The following is an 18,445-nucleotide window of genomic DNA, read 5'->3' as shown; positions in this document are numbered from 1 at the left end:
GGCAGATATTTTTTTTATTTGGATGTTTTCCTTTGGGTCAATAAAAAAGTTCTGAAATCCTCGGTATCAAAATTATTCATGCCCTTATCTTTGAAAATTACTTTTCCTTCCGCGTTGACCACTACAGTCATGGGAATAGATTTTGTGTCTAAAGAACTGTTTAATCCCTCAAAAGCATGGTAAACAGGAAAAATGAAATTCTTACCCGAGATATAATTTTTACTTTTTTCGAAATCCTCATCAATGGCAATCATCAAGAATTCCACATTCTGATTTTCTTGTAGTTTTTCATACAGGCTATTGATGTATGGCATTTCCGCACGGCAGGGACCACACCAAGACGCCCAAATATTGATAAAAAGCGTTTTCCCTTTAAAGTCTTCAAGTTTTATAGGAATACCTTTAATGGATAGGAGAGAACCTTCATAATTAAAACCAATTTCCTCTGCCTTCAAGGAATTTGGTTCAATTTTAGGTTGAATTAACCCTGTGCCCAATAATTCCATTTTGGTTTTTTGCCTGATTTTTCTTCCGAATTTTGTGGGGTAGACGATTATTGCAAGAATGCCAAAAAATGCTAATCCAAATAAGATGGTTTTTTTATTGATCATTTGAGTTGAGGTAAAGCTTTCTTCAGCATTTTCCAAAGTGATTGCCAATTTACGAATTCTAAACGATATGCAATTGTAACAATTAATACATTAAACATTATTTCAATAGAAAAATTCATTAAAAGCATGTTAGGTCTTTCCCAATGTAGATAAATTGCACCAACTAAAGTCAGGGTCTGTTATTTTCTATATGTAAACAACAATTTATTATTTTGAAAGTGCTAATAACTAAGTCTTTAACTTTTTAAGATGCTCTATTTGAATAAGTTATGGTGAATTTGATGCATGGTAATACATCTTATTGAATTTTACAAGAAAATTCTTTTTTAAATTGGATTTTCTTTTAAAACCTTTTATCTTTGTCAAAAAATCATCCAAAAAGCCTCATAATTTCCTTTCAAACTTAATCACCCTTAATTGTAGAAAGGAAGTTGGGTGCAATAAATACTTTAAACAAACAAAATTATGAAAAAGAAAAATTTGCCATTTATGGCATCGTTCCTAGTGGTATGTCTAATTTTGATAGGCTGTGGCACTGAGGAAAACAATGTAACCTTAGATAAAGGAAGAATTACATTACAGGTTGCGACAACAAGTAAGTCTACATCCATTGTTAACGGACGAGTAACTAATGTGAACAAGCTGAGCTTCACAAAAGGAAAGATTAAATTTAGGGAAGTGGTCTTCGATGGAGATTTAGGAGGCCGTTCAATAAGTATCACACATGAACAAATTGCCGTGATTGATTATGCGACTGGGACTATATCTCCCTCTGTATTTTTGGAAGTGGACCCGGGAGAATATAAAAATGTGAATTTGGGAATTGAGATTCAGGATGATGGTAGCGACCCATCAATTGTCATTGAAGGAACTTATATTAGTTCTGATGAAAAAACTATTCCGGTAAGATTTGAGTTTAACAGCGGTGAAGTTTTTGAAGCAGATGCTGAAAGTGTAAAGATTACAGCTGGGTCTAATATAGTTGGGAAAATCACATTTGATGCTTTAGAATGGTTTAGCGTAATATCTGCGGAAGCTCTGGACAATGCAACTCTGACGAATGGGGTTATGATCATAAGCGAAACGTCCAATTCTGGAATTTTTGACCAAGTCGCTGATAGATTAGATGTTGCAACTCAAGCAGTATTCATGTAAATGTTAGGTTTAGACAAGGCAAGTGTTAAGACAAAACTGATTGGCATTTGATTCAAAGGCGAACCAAAAGATTTAAACAGCTTTAAGGTATGAAGGACGGCTTTTTTGACTAGTCCTTTGTCCTAAGGAAGTTTTGTCAAGCCTACCAGTTAAGGTTTAAAAATATTAATTCAACTCAATAGGGACCGATTTTTGATTTTCGGTCTCTATTTTTTTTGTTATGCCGTTCATGGTGTAAACCTGTTGGTGTAAGATCTCTATAGAGATTTGTAATCTTCAATTGGCCAGAAGCTAAGGAGTCCACCCCAAGCTGGAATTCGACTGTTAAGAGACTGGTCCTTAAGGAATCTGACCGAAAAATTCTACTCTTTGGAACAAAGAAGAGGTATTGGCATCTAGCCAAGAGTATTATCCATATTACAGCCATTCCTAAAGATTGACCAAGACAGGCTGGTAATGTATTCTTGTTGGACTATTTCCAAAAGGTTTGAATCAAAACTTAGGGACACCCAATAGCGAGCGGTAGGCTGGGAGTGTTGAGAGGATATATGGGTAATCAATCTCTAACCTCATATTAGATTGATTTTTTTCATAAAGAGAATCAGATTTTTACCATGTATAGGACTAGATATATGTACCAAAACTTGGGAAGGCTTTCAAAAGCTTGCTACTTTGCACCCTCAAATCAGCATCAAATGGATTTCAATCATTTTGTAAAAATAGCCGAAGAACTTGGTATTAAGATTAAACAGGTAACCGATACTGTTGAATTATTGGATGGTGGAGCAACAGTTCCTTTTATATCCAGATATAGAAAAGAGGTGACAGGTAGTCTGGATGAAGTTCAGGTGGCTGCCATTAGGGACAGAACCCAGCAGTTGAGGGACTTGGAAAAGAGGAAGGAAGCCATCCTGAAATCCATCGAAGAACAAGGGAAATTAACTCCCGAATTAAAAGATAAAATTAATGCCGCTGAGACCATGTCCCTTTTGGAGGATTTATACCTTCCCTACAAACCAAAAAGAAGAACAAAAGCAACAGTCGCAAGAGAAAAGGGGCTGGAACCTTTGGCAACAAAGATTTTTGAACAGATGTCTTTTGATCTTGAATCAGAAGCATCCAATTATATTGATACCGATAAAGAAGTCAATACCGTGGAGGAAGCCCTTCAGGGAGCGCGGGATATCATTGCTGAATGGGTCAATGAAAATGTGGATTTGAGAAAAAAGATGCGTGAGCTTTTTATCAGTGAAGGGCAGTTTGTATCCAAAGTTATTCCTGGCAAAGAAGCTGAAGCCATCAAGTACAAGGATTATTTTGATTGGACAGAACCTGTGAAAACTGCTCCTTCCCATAGGGTGTTGGCCATGAGAAGGGGGGAGAAAGAGTTGTTTTTGATGTTGGATACCTGCCCGGATGAATTTTCCGCCATTGCTTTGATGGAAAAAACAGTGTTGGAAAATGCTGCCAACGAATCAGTCGAACAGGTGCGCATGGCCATTAAGGATTGTTACAAGAGATTGTTGAAGCCATCGATGGAAACTGAGGTTAGGCTTTACACCAAAAAGAAAGCTGATGAAGAAGCCATCAGGGTGTTTGCAGATAACCTGCGTCAATTATTGTTAGCGGCACCTTTGGGGGAAAAGGCGGTTTTGGCCATAGACCCAGGCTTTAGGACGGGCTGTAAAACGGTATGTCTTGGGCCGCAAGGTCAACTGCTGAGTTATGATGCGATTTTTCCCAACGAACCCCAAAAGCGGATAGCTGAGGCTGGCCAAACTATCAAAGGGTTGGTTGAAAAATATAAAGTAGAAGCCATCGCTATTGGAAACGGTACGGCAAGCCGGGAAACCGAAGCATTTGTCAAATCCTTGGGATTACCCAAAAATGTGATCGTAACCATGGTGAATGAAAGTGGTGCTTCGATTTATTCCGCATCTGATGTGGCAAGAGAGGAATTCCCCGATTATGACCTGACGGTCAGGGGCGCAGTTTCTATCGGAAGAAGACTGATGGATCCGTTGGCAGAACTCGTAAAGATTGACCCTAAGTCAATAGGCGTTGGTCAATACCAACATGATGTGGATCAAGGAGCTTTGAAGAACTCTCTTGATGATACCGTCATGAGTTGTGTGAATGGAGTGGGAGTGGAGGTAAATACAGCTTCCAAACAATTGCTTACCTATGTTTCGGGTTTAGGACCGGTTTTGGCGCAGAATATCGTCAGCTACAGAAATGAAAACGGCCCTTTCAAAAGCAGGAATGAAATCAAAAAGGTACCAAGGTTAGGGGACAAGGCTTTTGAACAGGCAGCAGGGTTTTTGAGGATCAGAAATGCCAAAAATCCCTTGGATGCCAGTGCAGTGCATCCTGAGCGTTATGAACTGTTGGAGAAAATGGCCAAGGATATCGGTGCCAAAGTGAATGATTTGATGAGTTCCGAGGAACTAAGGTCAAAAATCATTTTGAAGAACTATATCTCTGAAACTGTTGGTCTGCCTACGCTTCAGGACATCATGGAAGAAATCTCCAAACCGGGAAGAGATCCAAGAGAAACTTTTGAGGTTTTCAGCTTTCAGGATGGAGTTAATGAAATGAGGGATTTAATGGTGGGCATGAAGCTGCCGGGGATTGTCACCAACATCACTAAATTCGGTGCCTTTGTAGACATCGGAGTGCATCAGGACGGATTGGTACATTTGAGTCATTTGGCAGATAAGTTTGTCACAGACCCTTCCCAAGTAGTATCCGTCAATCAGAAAATACAGGTTACAGTCACAGAAGTGGATATTCCCAGGAAAAGGATCGCCCTAAGTATGAAGTCAGACCCTTTTGGTGAAAGAGGCAAAACAAAACCCAAAGAAAAACAGAAAAAAGAGGAAACTGAAGTAGAGGGAGATATGGCAGCTAAGTTGGCAATGTTGAAGGGGAGGTTTGGGAAGTAGGGGAGTTGGAAGTTGGGGAGTTAGGGAGAAGGGAAAGACTCAAGATACAAGACATAAGACTTAAGACATAAGATAAAGGGGCAAAATTAAGAATACACCACGCACGCATAGGTATAGCGGATTGAAAAACTGTAAAATTGGCTTCCAGTATTGGCGGCCTTTTTTTATATCCTTATCTCTCCAAATCCATAAAAGTAGCTACTTTTATGAAATACGATCCACAAAAGTAGCTACTTTTGTGGAGTACACTCTATAAATGTTGAATCGTATAAAGCGGAGACCAAAGTCATTCATCGGGAAAATTTTAGGGAGTTTATAATTGATTAAAATGGAAAAAAGACAAAACATTTAAGAATATTTTAATTATAACTCTTTGCCTTCAAATTTTTCCCTATGGCTTCAATTACTGATTTTCTGAATTTTTTCTTTATGTTCCCAAATTTCATTTTTTATATATTTTGGGGAATTCATTTGAACCACAAATAACTTGAATGTAATAGTTTCTGACTGTTAGGAAATCGATCCGCTTTGTAATTTTCAGGACTCACATATCTCTTTTAATTTTTGAAGTGCCAATGGATAAGTTTCCTCAAAGTAGGACTTGAATTGCTGATTGGAATCTAGGTCGACAGCAAGTAGGGTGCTGCCATTGTCAGCCTCAAATGAATAATTTTCAAATGCCCCTGCCCATCCTTCCACTTCTGGACCGGAAGTGATTTCTTCCCCTTTAGGGCCAAGAATTCCGAGATGTTCTATGGACACAAATTTGTTTGGAATATTCTCCTTGACCCTGCTAACCATCCCGCCCTGTGCGCCGGTGTCATCTGTGCCGATAAAGAGAATTTTCCCCCCTTTTTTCCAAGAACCTGTATAATGTGAACCTGGGTTAAATACAGAAGTCCATTTTCGGTATGATTCGTCCGCCAACATGGCTTCATATACCTTTTCTACTGGTGCCTGGATTTGAATTTCAAAATGCAGTTTTTCAATGGTTACCAATGATTCCACATACTGCTTGAAATTATTGAGGATTAACTGCCAGCCTGTTTGTTGCAATTCCAATGAATTGGTTTCTTCTGCTTCAAAGCTTTCTAGGACTTGGGTCATACCATCTTTTGTCTGAAAGGAAACATTGACCTTTCTCCCGTCATCAAGCAATAGGGATATTTTCTTGAAAACCTCCACTTGGGAATATTTTCCGCTAAAGTCAAATCCAAAGCTTCCGTCTTTGGCTTCCATTCTGTAAGAAAACTTTCCGTTCTCCCTCAGGTCATTTTCGGCATGAGGGCAGTGCCAACTTACATCAGCAAAATTCCATTGGGTTATATGGTCCGGACCGGTCCAGGCCTCCCAGGCTTTTTCCAGGGAAGCATTGATAGTGGCTTTAACGGTCAGTGTTGGTTTTGTTGTGGTTGACATTTTTTGCTGGGTTTTGAAATTTTGTTTATATATATCTGTACAAATTTAAAGGACTTTTATAAAAAAACTCCAGAATGAAAACGACAATGTAAAGGTGTTTTTGCGACAAAAGTTTCTTATACTTAAATCGGATTCAAATCCCAATCACCACGCTGTAACGCGACAGTTGCCTCTTACGGTCGGCATGACAAATAAAAGCCAATTATATCCGTCAAACTGAAATCACAATTTACCGCTTTCCAAAACTAGCTCAGAATGAGGATGCGAAATTATTTTATTTCCCGTATTTGGATTTTAGATTTCAGCTCGCGTATCTTGGCTCTCGTCTTCTTTCCACTTCCAAACTCCCCACTCCAAATTTTCCGACAGTATACGTCACGAAAATGTTAATTTTACAAACATCTATATGTTATTAAAAATAACTTTTTTATCTTAGCTTCAGTTAAACAGGAATAAACATGGAAGCAATGGAGAAAATATCGGTGACACAAAAAGAACTGCCTTCCGGCAATTGTCAGGTGAAGTTTTTTATAGAAGATGAGCAAAAGCCACAATATGGTTATCTGTTGGTCAATGAACCCAAACCGGTGGGTGAGATCATCGCAGAGATACAGGAGAGGTTGGAAAGAAGAAGAATGGCCACATCCGGATTGAATCCATTTTCCTTAAAAAATCCCGTTAGGGAGGACAACAATTTTTATCTTTATTCTGCCTAAAATCAAACACGAAATGATACTTGCAAAGAATCTCAAATTTCTAAGGTCAGAATCAGGATTGACCCAAAGCGAATTGGCTGAAAAACTGGATCTGCAGAGGACCATGATTTCGGCCTACGAGGACGGAAGGTCAGAACCCAAACTTTCAACTTTGGCGATTTTGTCCGAACTATTTGTTGTCAGTATCGATGAACTGCTTCACCATGATATTCAACAATATGGCCGTCGGCTAAACCAAAACAAAAACATCAAAATACTGACCATCGCAACAGATGATCAGGATAGGGAAAACATCACTATGGTCGGGCAAAAGGCCTCCGCAGGATATCTCAATGGTTTTGCGGACCCCGAATATATGGAGTCCTTACCGCAGTTTCATATTCCTACCCTTTCAAGAAACTCCACATACCGGGCTTTTGAACTGAGTGGCGACAGTATGTTGCCCTTGGTGCCGGGTACGGTGATTATCGGTTCCTATGTCGAGCAGTTGCGCGATATCAAAAGCGGCAAGACCTATGTTTTAGTGACCTCTACCGAAGGGGTCGTTTACAAAAGGGTGTTCAATTACCTGGATGAAAACGGAAAGCTTTTCTTAGTCTCTGACAATGAACATTACAAACCCTATGAGGTCAAAGGAGCGGATGTTTTGGAAATATGGGAAGCCAAAGCATTTATCAGTACCGATTTCCCCAATCCCAAAGACAAAACAAAGCCGGTAAGTTTGGAGGATATATCTCAAATGATTCTGGATCTTCGTTCAGAAATAGTCAGGTTAAAATAGAGAACCCAGGCTTTTTTTGAGTTCTGCTTTCCATTCCAAAGGAGTAATCCATTTCAACAGCGCTTTGGAAGCACTTAGGAGAATCATTAAAATTCCCATTGAAAATAATAGGGAAGGTGAGGTGAAGGCCTCGCCAAAGGAAAATATGCCCAACATGATGGCTGTGGAAAAAGGCAGGGAAACGGCAAGGATGTTTACGGCAAGCTCCAAGTCAAATGTTCTTTTTTTGTTGTCTTCCATTTTTTGTTCCATCCCCACAAAAGCTGACATATGGGCAAATGGCCAGAAACTGATTGCACTCTGCGGAAATGCTACCAAAACCAGGATGGCAGGATAGGTTAGTGATGGCATCAATACAACTATGATTCCGCTCAAAAGAAAAGTTATCCCGGACCTTAGGAAAAGCAGCCCAGTAATTTTTTTGATTTGTTTCCAGTTGAAAATCACTGCAATGCCAATATAAATCAGAACCAAAGGAGTCATCAGATTACTCAGGTTGCCGACAGCGGAAGACAGGAATGAGGGCAGGTTTTCCAAATGTATGCCCAAACCCAGTAATATCAGTGCCAATATGATGACGATATTGATAGGTTCATTCACCAAACTCATCAATAGAGATTTGATTTTTGCCCTTGTACCATGGTTATTGTTGGGATAGTTTCTCATAAACCAAGTCATGGCCAACATATAAGCGAAGATCAGCACAAAGAATTTATTGCCAATATCTGCCAAAGCTCCCCATGCCAATGCGTCATCCCCCAAATACTCGATCAGAAAAGGAAAACAGGATAGTCCCGGTGCCAATGAAGGGAACAACAAAAGGTAGGTTCTATAGGCAGGTGAGTCCTTTTCCAATCCAAATAAGGGGAGTAAGTATTTTAGCAGGGAAAAAACTATGAAGTTGAACGCCAGGGCAAGAAAAGGCAAAGCCAGTAAATCTGTCTTGATTTCTGCTTTTAGCAAAGCCACAAAAATAATTGCCGGTAATGCAACAGTAAGAATCAAAGTCTTTAATCCCTGTTGTTTGGCCGGGTCTTGGAATTTTTTCCTTAGTAGAAAACCTATCAAAATTAAAATAATCAGCGATAGCGTCTTTTGAACTGCAGGGTTCATAAATGGAGTTTTAAAATTACTTGAATGGGTTCAAAAGGCTATTTTGGGTTTGTAATCAGGCTTCTGTCACTTTCAAGGCTTCAATGAAAATCTCCATTTCATCCATAGTACCCATACTTACCCTGCACCAGGGCTTGTCATCAATGGCATACATCCGGATACCCACCCCTTGGTCGGTCATGGATTTGGAAAAGGATTTAGCATCATTTCTGATGGGAAAAATCATAAAACTGGTGTGTGATGGGATTTCCTGATAACCCAAGGCATGAATATTTTCAGAGGTAAATTCTCTTGACTCCTTATTCAGGCTTCGGCATTTCGCTATGAATTCCTCATCCTGAAAACTGGCAATGGCACCTTTCAAAGAAGTGATGCACAATCCCATGGTACTTCTAACCAAGTCGGTAACCGATTTGATTCTCTCCGGAGTAGCAACCATATACCCTATCCTCAATCCTGCCATTCCATGGATTTTCGAAAAGGTTCTTGCTACAATCACATCGTGCCCTTCAGCCACAAGACTGACCGCACTTTTTTCTTCAGGGTTTTCCAGAAACTCCAAATAAGCCTCATCCACAAAAACAGGTGTTTTCTTGGATGCATTTTTACAAAAAGTCCGGACTTGTTCGAAATCCGTGATTGAACCCATGGGATTGTTGGGATTGCAGACATAGATCAACCTTGTTTCAGAATCAATCGCGGAAAACATGCCTTGAAGGTCATGGCTTTGGTCCGCTAGTAAGGGTACTGCTTTCCAGGATGCGCCGACGGCTTTTGCTGTATTGACCAGAGAAAGGTAGGATGGGTCGGCAGATATCACATTTCCGCCTTTTCTGCATAGGGAAATGGCTGTTTTTTCCAAAAGGTCCGTAGAACCCGGACCCAACATGATGTTTTCGGGAGCAACGCCTTCTTTTTCAGCAATGAGGCTGATCAAATAGGCAGCATCTGCATGCCCATACCTGTTTCCCATAGAAATGGAGTTGGATATGGCTTTGATGGCTTTTTCCGAAGGTCCAAATGGGTTTTCATTGGCGAGTAAGCGGGCTTTCATCGCAATCTCAGGATTGGAATCAAAAGGAAATTCTTCGAGAATACTTTTGGAATGCCAGAGATTGGTTTTGTGAACTGCTGCGGAAAGGGTAGTAGGCAGCGCAGTAATACCGCCTAAGCCCAATATACTGGTCTTTAACCAGGTTCTTCTGTTGAGTTGCTTCATGATTTATTAGGTTTGATTGAATAGTAGTTTAAAAATAAACTATAAAAATGAAAAAATGATTAAAAATATATTTAATAGGTAAAAAAATATACCAACTTTTGATTTTTATATAATAATATCTTCTTTATAGGTAAAAAAATAATGCTGCTAATCATTTTTTAGCATTAGGATTTTTTTTGAACCACAAAAGTGACAAAAGAATACAAAAGATACTTAATATCGACTTTTGTTGATTTAGTCTTTTGTTCTCTTTTGTTTCTTTTGTGGTTCCATTATTTTACCCCGCTGGGTATAATTTGCAATTACAACCTCCTATCCAAACCAATTTGTAATTGGAAAACACACTATCATTCCAATAATCCAATTTAATTAAGCCTTTGAAACCGGCTTTTTTTTGTGAGAAGAAGGCAAAAAATCACCTTAAAGAATAAAAAGTAATAGCATCAAAAGCGCCAATATCAATGCTACGATTTGATAGATGACATTCCTTTTTGGAAATTGATAATCGCAGATAGGACAGAATTCTGCTTTTTGGTCTATATCCATGGCACAGGATGGACATTCTTTGGTTTTCATTTTTTTTGAACCTTCCAAGGCGAAAATTGATTTAGGAAATAAGTTAAAATTATTGAATTATGAAAATCGAAATTTGGTCGGACATCATGTGTCCGTTTTGTTATATCGGAAAAAGAAGGTTGGAGTCTGCATTGAAGGATTTTGAGTTTGCAGATCAGATACAGATTGAATGGAAAAGTTTTTTGCTCAATCCTGACATGGTCACAGATCCTAATAAAAGCACTTTGGAATATCTATCAGAAAACAAAGGTTGGAGTTTGGCCCAAACCGAGCAGATTACCCAACAAGTGGTTGATATGGCCAAGGAAGAGGGCTTGGAATACCATATGGATAAGACCGTTGTAGCCAATGCCAAAAATGCCCATAGATTGCTTCAATTGGCAAAAACTTTGAAAAAAGGGGATGCCATGAAAGAAAGGCTTTTGAAGGCTTATTTCGCAGAAGGGAAGAATATTGATGATAGGGAAACCTTAATACAGCTTGCTTTGGAGGTTGGATTGGAAAAAGAAAGGGTTATAGCCTGTTTGGATTCCGGTGAATTTTCAGAAAAGGTGGATCAGGATATTTATGAATCCAGACTGATAGGGGTGAGAGGAGTGCCCTTCTTTGTTTTGGACCGAAAATTCGGCATATCCGGTGCCCAACCAAAAGAAGTTTTTGATGAAACCATCAGAAAAGCTTGGGCGGATTATGTGAAAACAAATCCTGTACTACAGATTTTGGAGAATGAGGATGGAAGCAGCTGCGACCTGGAAAGCGGGGAATGTTAGCATTTAAAAAAACAGTCCTGTTAAGTCAATGTCCTCCCCAAATCCAAGATTGACGCCGAAGGTGATGATCAGTTTTTGGGGGCCGAAGTTGGAATTGTCGTTGAAGTCATTTCCAAAAGAGGAAAAAAGTACCTTGTTTTTCCCGAATTGATACTGGGCTATACCATTGATTTTGTAGGTATTTTCGAAGATTGTATTGGAAATTCCCGATCGCCAAACGGATTCAGCACCTAAGGAGAATTTTCCCGATACATTGAATTGGAGCTTAGTTCCGACGTCAAGCGTATGAAGGTTTGGTATCAGTTCAATACTGTTTTCCCTCTCATAGAAGATTTCCCGGAAGAAAAAATACCTGGTCATGAAGAACAGGGCAAGTCTGCTGTTGCCGCTATTTGACTTGGTGATATTTCCCCCGAAATTGGACCAAAGACCGATGCGGTAAATACCGGTTTTTTGCAGGTTGAAGTCTTCGGAATTAAAAGCCAAGCCACCTCCTATATCCCATTTGAAGCCATCCCGCTCATTCATGGCATTGAAGGCTTCATCGAGGTCGGGAGAGCTTTCAATCGTTTTGACTTTTTCCCCGATTTTGATTCTGAGGTCCAACAGTTTTTTATCTGTTATTTCTATTTGCTTTTCCAGACTGTCATATAAAAAGGCCGCCCTTTCTGCTGAAATCAACCCTTCTGTCTCCAGAGAATCGGTAAACTGAAGCTCCCGCAGGATTTGGAATGACATTTTTTCCAAATTGCTGTATTCCGGATCAGCTTTCAGAGCCCTGTCCCTTGCTTCAAAATAATCCCCACCAATATCCCGCAGAATATTGAAGTAGTCCTGTTTTTTAGAGGGGTCGACTTTGCCCCGGAGTAGGGTGGACTGAAGGCCAAAGGAAAACCTGCTGAGACTTTGATTTTGCTGTACACCGTTCAGCATTCCCAAGGATACAGACAAAGTCCTATAAAAGGTCATCCGGTTTGTTTCTGAAAAATCCTTTTCAAAACTGAGCTTTTCGGCCTGTTTTCCCCACCAAAAAGGAGTAAAGGCAAGTGCAAGGTTGTTGGGTAAGGAAGTGAAGTTATTGGATGCGTTCTGTATGGAAGTGAAAAATTCAGGAGTCAGGCCAGGTTCCACCACCTCGGTAGCTGAGGAGTTCATCAATTGAAAGGAGGGGTTTGTGGGGGTTTTGAGCAGGTCAAGATTGATGCCTTTCACTTCCCTCGAAATGGTATCTCCCTCATCTTGGGCATTTGTTGCAAACGAAATAAACAGTAGGAGGACTATGGTCAATATAATTCTCATGAAGCCTATCACATTATGGTGATATGAAAATCAGAATAGAGGATGGTGCCCATTCCAATGGTTTTCATGGAAAAATTGGTTTCCACTTCTGATGCATCCAAATCAAAAACCTTAATCGATAAAGACATGTCTATTTTTTCGATGGGATTGTCGTGAACGTCATGTATGGTGGTTCTGATTTCCAATTTATTGTATTTCAGCTTTCGTGCCGAACCAAGTTCATGATGGGTAACGTTGCCATCAAAGCTCATCAGCAACTCTTCCTGACCTTGTATATTTTTCATCACAATCTGGGTTGTGGAGGGTTGTCCATAACCGGAAAACAGGTCAATGTAAATCATTCCCCTTGTCTTGGTCTTCAATAATGCACTGTCAGAAAACTTGGCCATGGTATTAAAATCTGTTTTTGGATAAATAAATTTAATTTTTTCAGTTGACAATTGCGAATCCCAAAAACAATTCCAAATCCATTTAAAACTATTTGAATATCAAATCTTGGCATCTGTATCAAAACACAGGTCCTAGAGGCCTTTTTTTGGACTTTTTGGCTTCTGAAAATACTTTTTTAAATCCTTGCAAAAACTCACTTACCGATTAAATTTGTTGGTCTGAGTAATTTTTTTACTCGATCAGCTAGGTTCTGACATGGGACTGAGAGGGCTTTGGTTTGGGGAATTTTGGGAGAGGCGAGAAGCGAGAAACAAGAAACAAGAGACAAGAGACAAGAGCCAAAGACTGCCCCGAGTATTGGGGAGACAAGAGCCGAGAAGCGAGAGGCGAGAAGCGAGAGACATGAAACAAGATTCGAGATTCGAGAGGCGAGAGTCCATACCGTCATTCTGAACGAGCTTGACGAAATTCTTTAATTAACCTGAAAGCTTTGTAGCGAAGTGAAAGTATGCCCCGTAGAATTTCGGGGAATCTCTGGGGGGATTTTGAGGGGGTAGGAAAGGGGATAGAGGTCTTTTGTTGTTAGGACAAAACTCGAAACCAAATACCCCAATACCCCAATACCCCAATAAATTAAAAACCAAATAACAAAACAAACTTGCTGGAATCGTTGGTGACATCCAAAACGCGTATCAAGCTGTTGTTGAAATTTTTTTCACACAACAATTCAGGATACTTACGTGCCTTGGCCAAGGAATTTGATGAGTCTACCAATGCCGTGCGGGTTGAACTTAACAGGTTGACCGATGCGGGCTTACTGACTTCCGGGGATGAGGGGAAAACAAAAATGTACCGGGCCAATCACGAACACCCGTTTTTCCATGAAATCAAAAATATGGTTTCCAAATTTCTTGGTTTGGATCAGCTCCTCGAGCAGGTGGTGAGTAGATTGGGCAATGTGGAAAAAGCCTATATCATCGGAGATTACGCACAGGGTATAGATTCAGGCACGGTCAAATTGATACTGATAGGTCGGGATATCGATCTGGATTACCTGGATTTTTTGGTGAAGAAGACCTATGAAAAAGTCAAGCGACAAGTGGATGTGAAGGTTTTGGAGGAGGAACCTGCCGAGATTAATGGACTTTTGGTTTATGGATAAAAAAAATGGTATAAATTCGACAAAATTTTAATCACCCACAGATTTACTGATTTGCATCGCGGCATACTGATATCGATTTTAATAGCCATAGTTATATTCCAGATTCTGGGAGAAAAGATACCTGTGAATGAAGGCGCCATAGGTGATGGTGTCTTTTACAGGGATGTGGCAGCTTCCTTTTTGGACAATATAGAAGATGAAAGTTACAATATAGTTCAGATTCAGCGCATTTTTCCTTTTGCCATGGTCAATATGGTATTTGCCCTGTTTGGGTTTGACTTTGATTATGGCAGCCTTTTGAGTGGAATGATTATTTTTCATTTCCTGATGCTGATACCGGGGATTTACTGGTATTTCTCGCTGACCAAAAAAATGAGGCTAAAACCTACTTTGGAAATCCTAGGGTTCATACTTCTTTTTTTCAATTTTGCCGTCCTCAAAGAAACCTGGTACAATCCCTTTTCCACCGATTTTACAGCCTTGGTTTTGGGAATGGGGCAGGTGAATTATTTTGTGAGGCATGATAGGCAAAAGTTGTTTTTGGTCTCTGTAATCGGTGGATTTGTTTGGCCCACGCTCTTATTGACGGGTTTGGTTTTGATATTTCTGCCGAGCGAACATATGGAACTTCATCCGGGACCAAGGCCAAAATCACTCTTTCCCGTTATTGCATCCGCCGTAGTTCTTTTTTTACTTATTCTGATCAGCATTTTCACAGATAGATTTGCTACCGGTGATACATGGGATATCGTTCTTCATAAATCTTCCTTAATGGCTGTTGTCGCGTTTATTTTTGTTTTTATGTTCAAAAATCCGATCAACTGGAAAAAAAGTTGGGAGATATTCAGGACTAAACAAAAATCAACAAAAACCATCAGGTTAGCAGTTATTCTAACCGCATTTGTCTTGGTGGTCTTTCTGCTTTCAGGCAATAACCAAAACTTCAATGTTTTGGGACTTGCCCAGAATTTCTTTGGAAAAATGCTTCGTTTTCCGCTTGACTTTTTGGTGGGGCATCTGATGTATTTTGGATTTTTGATTCCTTTGGGAATTGTATTTTTTGTCAGGATGGTCCGGGAAATGGCGAAATTGGGGATGGGTTTTACGGTAGTTTGCCTGCTGCTATTTTTGTTTATCCTGAACCCTGAATCCCGGATAATCATGCCTTTATTGCCTTTTCTGGTTTTTCTTTTGTTGAAAGGAGTCCGGAGATACCGGATCTTGAACAAGGATCTTGTTGTAATCGGAGCCATCAACCTTATCCTTTCCGCCTTTTGGTTGCCATTGAATGTCCCTGGAATGGAAAAGGCCCTGTCATCCCTTCAGGAGGAAAGCATTTTCTCTTTTCCGGCACAGCGCTATTGGATGCATTTTGGGAATATGATGTCTTTTGCTGTTTATTTTGGTTTAGGGATACTTTTCTGTATTTTGTTCTATGTAGCATGGAAGGGAAAAAGCAGGTATATCAAAGAGGCAAAAGTTTGATATAAGGATTATTGATTTTGCCTAGTTCTCCAAACATCATGAATCAGACGAAATTAGTGGATTGCCGGTTAATTGAATTCAGGAAAATAGCCCTGGAAGACGGTGTGCTGACAAGCATTACCGGGGGGCTTGAAATTCCTTTTGAGATTAAACGGACATTTTTCCTGACCGATATGATTCAACAGGCCTCAAGGGGGAACCATGCCAATATACAGAATCAGGTGGTGCTGATTGCCCTGAAAGGAGAGTTTGAAGCCATTCTGCATGACGGGGAAAGCCACAAAAGTTTTATCCTCAATGATTCTGCCTCGGGACTACTTATCAGAGAAGGTATCTGGCGGGAACTCAAAAACTTTTCCAAGGATGCGATTTGTGTGGTTCTTTGTTCCGAAATCTACGATCCCGCAGATTATATAAATGATTTTGAGGCGTTCTTGGAAATTAAAAATCAATGATAGGTCAACTGATTATCCGGGCTTACCAAAATGATTTAAATGCAGCTTGGGATGCGGTAGTGGCGAATAGTGTCAACGGTACTTTTATCCATAAGCGGGATTTTATGGAGTATCATGGTGATAGGTTTCAGGAATGTTCCCTGATTTTCTTTTTGGACGAACAAGCCGTGGCCATCTTCCCGGCTGAGAAATCTTCCGGGAAAGTTTTTTCTTACAGGGGCCTTACCTACGCCGGGTGGATAATGACTGAAAGGATTCAAGGGGAACTCTTGTCGCAAATGATTGGTGACACCTTACAATATTTTAAAATCAATGGCTTTCAATCTTTGGAAATCAGGTCTGTGCCTGATTTTTTTTGTTTGGGAAGTCAGGTTGAACTGACACGTGTCCTAAACCAATCAAAACCTCAATTGGTCCATACCGGTATTTTCTATGCCACTCCCTTGCCATTTCAGGTTTCGGACAGAGGTAGAAAATGGGGAAGGAAGAAGGCACTTTCCCAAGACCTCAAGGTAATTGAATCCCTTGATTTTGATGGGTTTTGGACAAAAGTCCTGGAACCCCATCTTCTGGAAAAATTCAAAAACAAACCTGTTCACAGTCTTAATGAAATCTCTTTTTTAAAGGATTGCTTTCCTGAAAACATCAAGCTTTTCCCCGTATACCTGAATGAGGAGATGATTGCAGGCACAGTGCTTTTTATTCATGCACAGGTGGTGCATACCCAATATATTGCCACCAATGCCAAAGGCAGGGAATTGCGGGCGCTTGATCTTCTTTTTGATGTCATCCTGAACAGGTACAACAGGGACAAATCTTATTTGAGTTTGGGGACTTCGCTCGATGCCCGGACCGGAAAATCAATAGCGGGTTTGGTCCAATGGAAAGAAAGCTTGGGAGCCAAAAGATTTGAAGTACCGGTTTTTTTATGGGAATTCTGATGCCCTGATTTTTACTTCAGTTCCAACTTGATATCATCGCCGAGCATCATTTTGCCGGCTATTTTTTTGAATAAATGTGAATTCCGTAAAGGATTGATGGTGATGGTATCCTCAGTCAGTTCTGCTGTTTCCAGATCTTCGGTGGTCAAATTCTCAAACCATTTGGAAGCATTGATTTCAAAGATAAAGGAAGGATTGTCCACGGTGTTGGTCAGGTATTTATTATTTGAATCCAAAACCTGATCAAATTTTGGTTCCATTCCTGAGAGTTCAATCTTTAAGGGTATAAGTTCTTCGGCTTTGCTGTAGTAGGAACCGTTGATCAGAATTGCCGGAAGGCCAAGAAAATCCATCAGCTCAATCCCAAAGCTCAGGTTTTCGTAGTGACCCTGCGGCGCGTTGATCACAAAATCTTCAGAATCATCCTGTTTGTCAAAAGAAATCTTCTTGATATCATTGAATTTGATGTCAAGATTTTTGTTGAAACTGCTTGTGGCATTTTTTCCGACAACGGACAGGTTCAGTTTTTTGATACAGATAAATCCATCCTGAATGATGATGGTAGGCGCGTCTGTAGGGAACAGGTCCATGGTACCATCATATTTCCCTTTGATCTTTATGGATAAACCAATGTGATTTTCGTCGAGTTTGTGTGAAAAGTAATCATGGGCAAAGTGTTGGATAATGAGCATAGGGTGAGCTTATTATTTTGGACTTAAAATAAATTGAGATAGATGTACAGTCAAACCATAAAATCACCTGCATCCAATTCAGCACAAAAATCATATCGACACTTGGATTTTTTGGGTGATCATTTAACGAATAAATAATATTTTTTTCACATTTAATAACCGCAGTGGAAACTAAAACCGATTTTGGAGTGTAAGGTTGAAAATTTAATTTTTGGCCAAAATTTTCTTTATAAAGCCTTGAAAATAAATTGAATGGGATTTTATTTATAAAAATCACTTCAGATTTTTGAAATGCAATTATTGAATATTTATGGGCTTTTTATTCCATATAAAGATTTTTTAGAAAAAGTGGTTTTTTTTTCTTTGGAGGTGGGTTATGATTTAGGTTTAGAGTCGAAATTGGGGGTTTTACCCCACCCCGGCCCTCCCCAGTTGGGGAGGGGGAGTCGTCGGAAAGAGGGGTATTCTAAGGTTCAGGATTCTCGTGTCGAGAACTGGCGGTTCCGAAATCTTGAACACAATTCTATTGAAAAAAAATGGATAGCCCTAAAAGGGCGATTTATGATAGCCCCGGGTAAGGTGCCTTGGCTAATTTTCGGTTTCCTCCAAACCCCATGCACCGCCGCCCGGGGTAATTGAAGGCGACGATTGAGGGGATTTCGGTCAGAGATTCTATTTTGTAACACGGATCTTTTTACCGAAATGTGGAACCTTAA

Annotated in this window: 17 protein-coding genes; 9 read left to right on the top strand and 8 right to left on the bottom strand. The window is 39.9% G+C overall.

Features of this window, described 5'->3' with window-relative positions; genetic code table 11:
• Positions 1-14: 14 nt before the first annotated feature.
• Complete coding sequence (locus B9A52_RS23645; protein ID WP_231955394.1) at positions 15-659, bottom strand: TlpA family protein disulfide reductase; 645 nt, start codon at positions 657-659, stop codon at positions 15-17.
• Positions 660-1,076: 417 nt separating this feature from the next.
• On the opposite strand from B9A52_RS23645, the gene B9A52_RS23640 reads away from it, so the two are divergent.
• Both B9A52_RS23640 and B9A52_RS23635 read left to right on the top strand, forming a co-directional pair.
• Complete coding sequence (locus B9A52_RS23640) at positions 1,077-1,766, top strand: hypothetical protein (protein ID WP_084123041.1); 690 nt, start codon at positions 1,077-1,079, stop codon at positions 1,764-1,766.
• Between the two features lie 695 nt (positions 1,767-2,461).
• Complete coding sequence (locus tag B9A52_RS23635; RefSeq protein ID WP_084123666.1) at positions 2,462-4,711, top strand: Tex family protein; 2,250 nt, start codon at positions 2,462-2,464, stop codon at positions 4,709-4,711.
• A 537-nt stretch (positions 4,712-5,248) separates the two neighbouring features.
• Here the strand turns inward: B9A52_RS23635 and B9A52_RS23630 are convergent.
• Entirely contained in the window at positions 5,249-6,130 is an 882-nt protein-coding gene (locus B9A52_RS23630) for an SRPBCC family protein (RefSeq protein WP_084123040.1), read from the bottom strand.
• Positions 6,131-6,588: 458 nt separating this feature from the next.
• On the opposite strand from B9A52_RS23630, the gene B9A52_RS23625 reads away from it, so the two are divergent.
• Both B9A52_RS23625 and B9A52_RS23620 read left to right on the top strand, forming a co-directional pair.
• Positions 6,589-6,846 (top strand): hypothetical protein, encoded by a 258-nt coding sequence (locus B9A52_RS23625; protein ID WP_084123039.1) that lies wholly within the window; start codon positions 6,589-6,591, stop codon positions 6,844-6,846.
• Between the two features lie 13 nt (positions 6,847-6,859).
• Positions 6,860-7,627, top strand: coding sequence for an XRE family transcriptional regulator (locus B9A52_RS23620; RefSeq protein WP_084123038.1), 768 nt, complete (start codon positions 6,860-6,862; stop codon positions 7,625-7,627).
• Here the strand turns inward: B9A52_RS23620 and B9A52_RS23615 are convergent.
• The 3 genes from B9A52_RS23615 to B9A52_RS25905 all read right to left on the bottom strand — a co-directional run bounded on the left by B9A52_RS23615 (position 7,619) and on the right by B9A52_RS25905 (position 10,535).
• Positions 7,619-8,740 (bottom strand): AEC family transporter, encoded by a 1,122-nt coding sequence (locus B9A52_RS23615; protein WP_084123037.1) that lies wholly within the window; start codon positions 8,738-8,740, stop codon positions 7,619-7,621. The genes B9A52_RS23620 and B9A52_RS23615 overlap by 9 nt on opposite strands.
• A 55-nt stretch (positions 8,741-8,795) precedes the next feature.
• Positions 8,796-9,959 (bottom strand): pyridoxal phosphate-dependent aminotransferase, encoded by a 1,164-nt coding sequence (locus tag B9A52_RS23610; protein WP_084123036.1) that lies wholly within the window; start codon positions 9,957-9,959, stop codon positions 8,796-8,798.
• Positions 9,960-10,379: 420 nt separating this feature from the next.
• Positions 10,380-10,535: a hypothetical protein gene (locus tag B9A52_RS25905; RefSeq protein WP_172805273.1), complete on the bottom strand. Its 156-nt coding sequence runs from the start codon at positions 10,533-10,535 to the stop codon at positions 10,380-10,382.
• 59 nt (positions 10,536-10,594) lie between these two features.
• Here B9A52_RS25905 and B9A52_RS23605 point away from each other — a divergent pair, with 59 nt between their 5' ends.
• Positions 10,595-11,305 carry a DsbA family oxidoreductase gene (locus B9A52_RS23605; RefSeq protein ID WP_084123035.1) on the top strand — a complete coding sequence of 237 codons (711 nt, stop codon included), beginning with the start codon at positions 10,595-10,597 and terminating at the stop codon, positions 11,303-11,305.
• 3 nt (positions 11,306-11,308) lie between these two features.
• Here B9A52_RS23605 and B9A52_RS23600 read toward each other — a convergent pair whose 3' ends face one another.
• Both B9A52_RS23600 and B9A52_RS23595 read right to left on the bottom strand, forming a co-directional pair.
• Positions 11,309-12,604: a hypothetical protein gene (locus tag B9A52_RS23600; protein WP_084123034.1), complete on the bottom strand. Its 1,296-nt coding sequence runs from the start codon at positions 12,602-12,604 to the stop codon at positions 11,309-11,311.
• Between the two features lie 8 nt (positions 12,605-12,612).
• Positions 12,613-12,993, bottom strand: a complete 381-nt coding sequence (locus B9A52_RS23595) for a hypothetical protein (RefSeq protein WP_157370279.1) — start codon at positions 12,991-12,993, stop codon at positions 12,613-12,615.
• A gap of 659 nt (positions 12,994-13,652) precedes the next feature.
• On the opposite strand from B9A52_RS23595, the gene B9A52_RS23585 reads away from it, so the two are divergent.
• From B9A52_RS23585 to B9A52_RS23570, 4 genes are read left to right on the top strand one after another with little or no spacing between them, the layout of a single operon-like run.
• Positions 13,653-14,156 carry a winged helix-turn-helix domain-containing protein gene (locus tag B9A52_RS23585; RefSeq protein ID WP_084123031.1) on the top strand — a complete coding sequence of 168 codons (504 nt, stop codon included), beginning with the start codon at positions 13,653-13,655 and terminating at the stop codon, positions 14,154-14,156.
• A 51-nt stretch (positions 14,157-14,207) separates the two neighbouring features.
• Positions 14,208-15,641 (top strand): hypothetical protein, encoded by a 1,434-nt coding sequence (locus B9A52_RS23580; RefSeq protein WP_084123030.1) that lies wholly within the window; start codon positions 14,208-14,210, stop codon positions 15,639-15,641.
• A gap of 38 nt (positions 15,642-15,679) precedes the next feature.
• On the top strand, positions 15,680-16,096 hold the full coding sequence (locus B9A52_RS23575; RefSeq protein ID WP_084123029.1) for a sugar 3,4-ketoisomerase: 417 nt from the start codon (positions 15,680-15,682) through the stop codon (positions 16,094-16,096).
• Positions 16,093-17,037, top strand: coding sequence for a hypothetical protein (locus tag B9A52_RS23570; RefSeq protein WP_084123028.1), 945 nt, complete (start codon positions 16,093-16,095; stop codon positions 17,035-17,037). The genes B9A52_RS23575 and B9A52_RS23570 overlap by 4 nt, the downstream gene beginning before the upstream one ends.
• Before the next feature lie 11 nt (positions 17,038-17,048).
• Here the strand turns inward: B9A52_RS23570 and B9A52_RS23565 are convergent, their stop codons facing one another.
• Positions 17,049-17,729 carry a hypothetical protein gene (locus B9A52_RS23565; protein ID WP_084123027.1) on the bottom strand — a complete coding sequence of 227 codons (681 nt, stop codon included), beginning with the start codon at positions 17,727-17,729 and terminating at the stop codon, positions 17,049-17,051.
• Between the last annotated feature and the right edge of the window lie 716 nt (positions 17,730-18,445).

It is taken from the genome of Aquiflexum balticum DSM 16537 (genome assembly GCF_900176595.1).
Lineage (GTDB): Bacteria > Bacteroidota > Bacteroidia > Cytophagales > Cyclobacteriaceae > Aquiflexum > Aquiflexum balticum.
The sequence above is the reverse complement of the archived record's forward strand: the minus strand, read 5'-3'. Positions and strand labels throughout refer to the sequence as shown.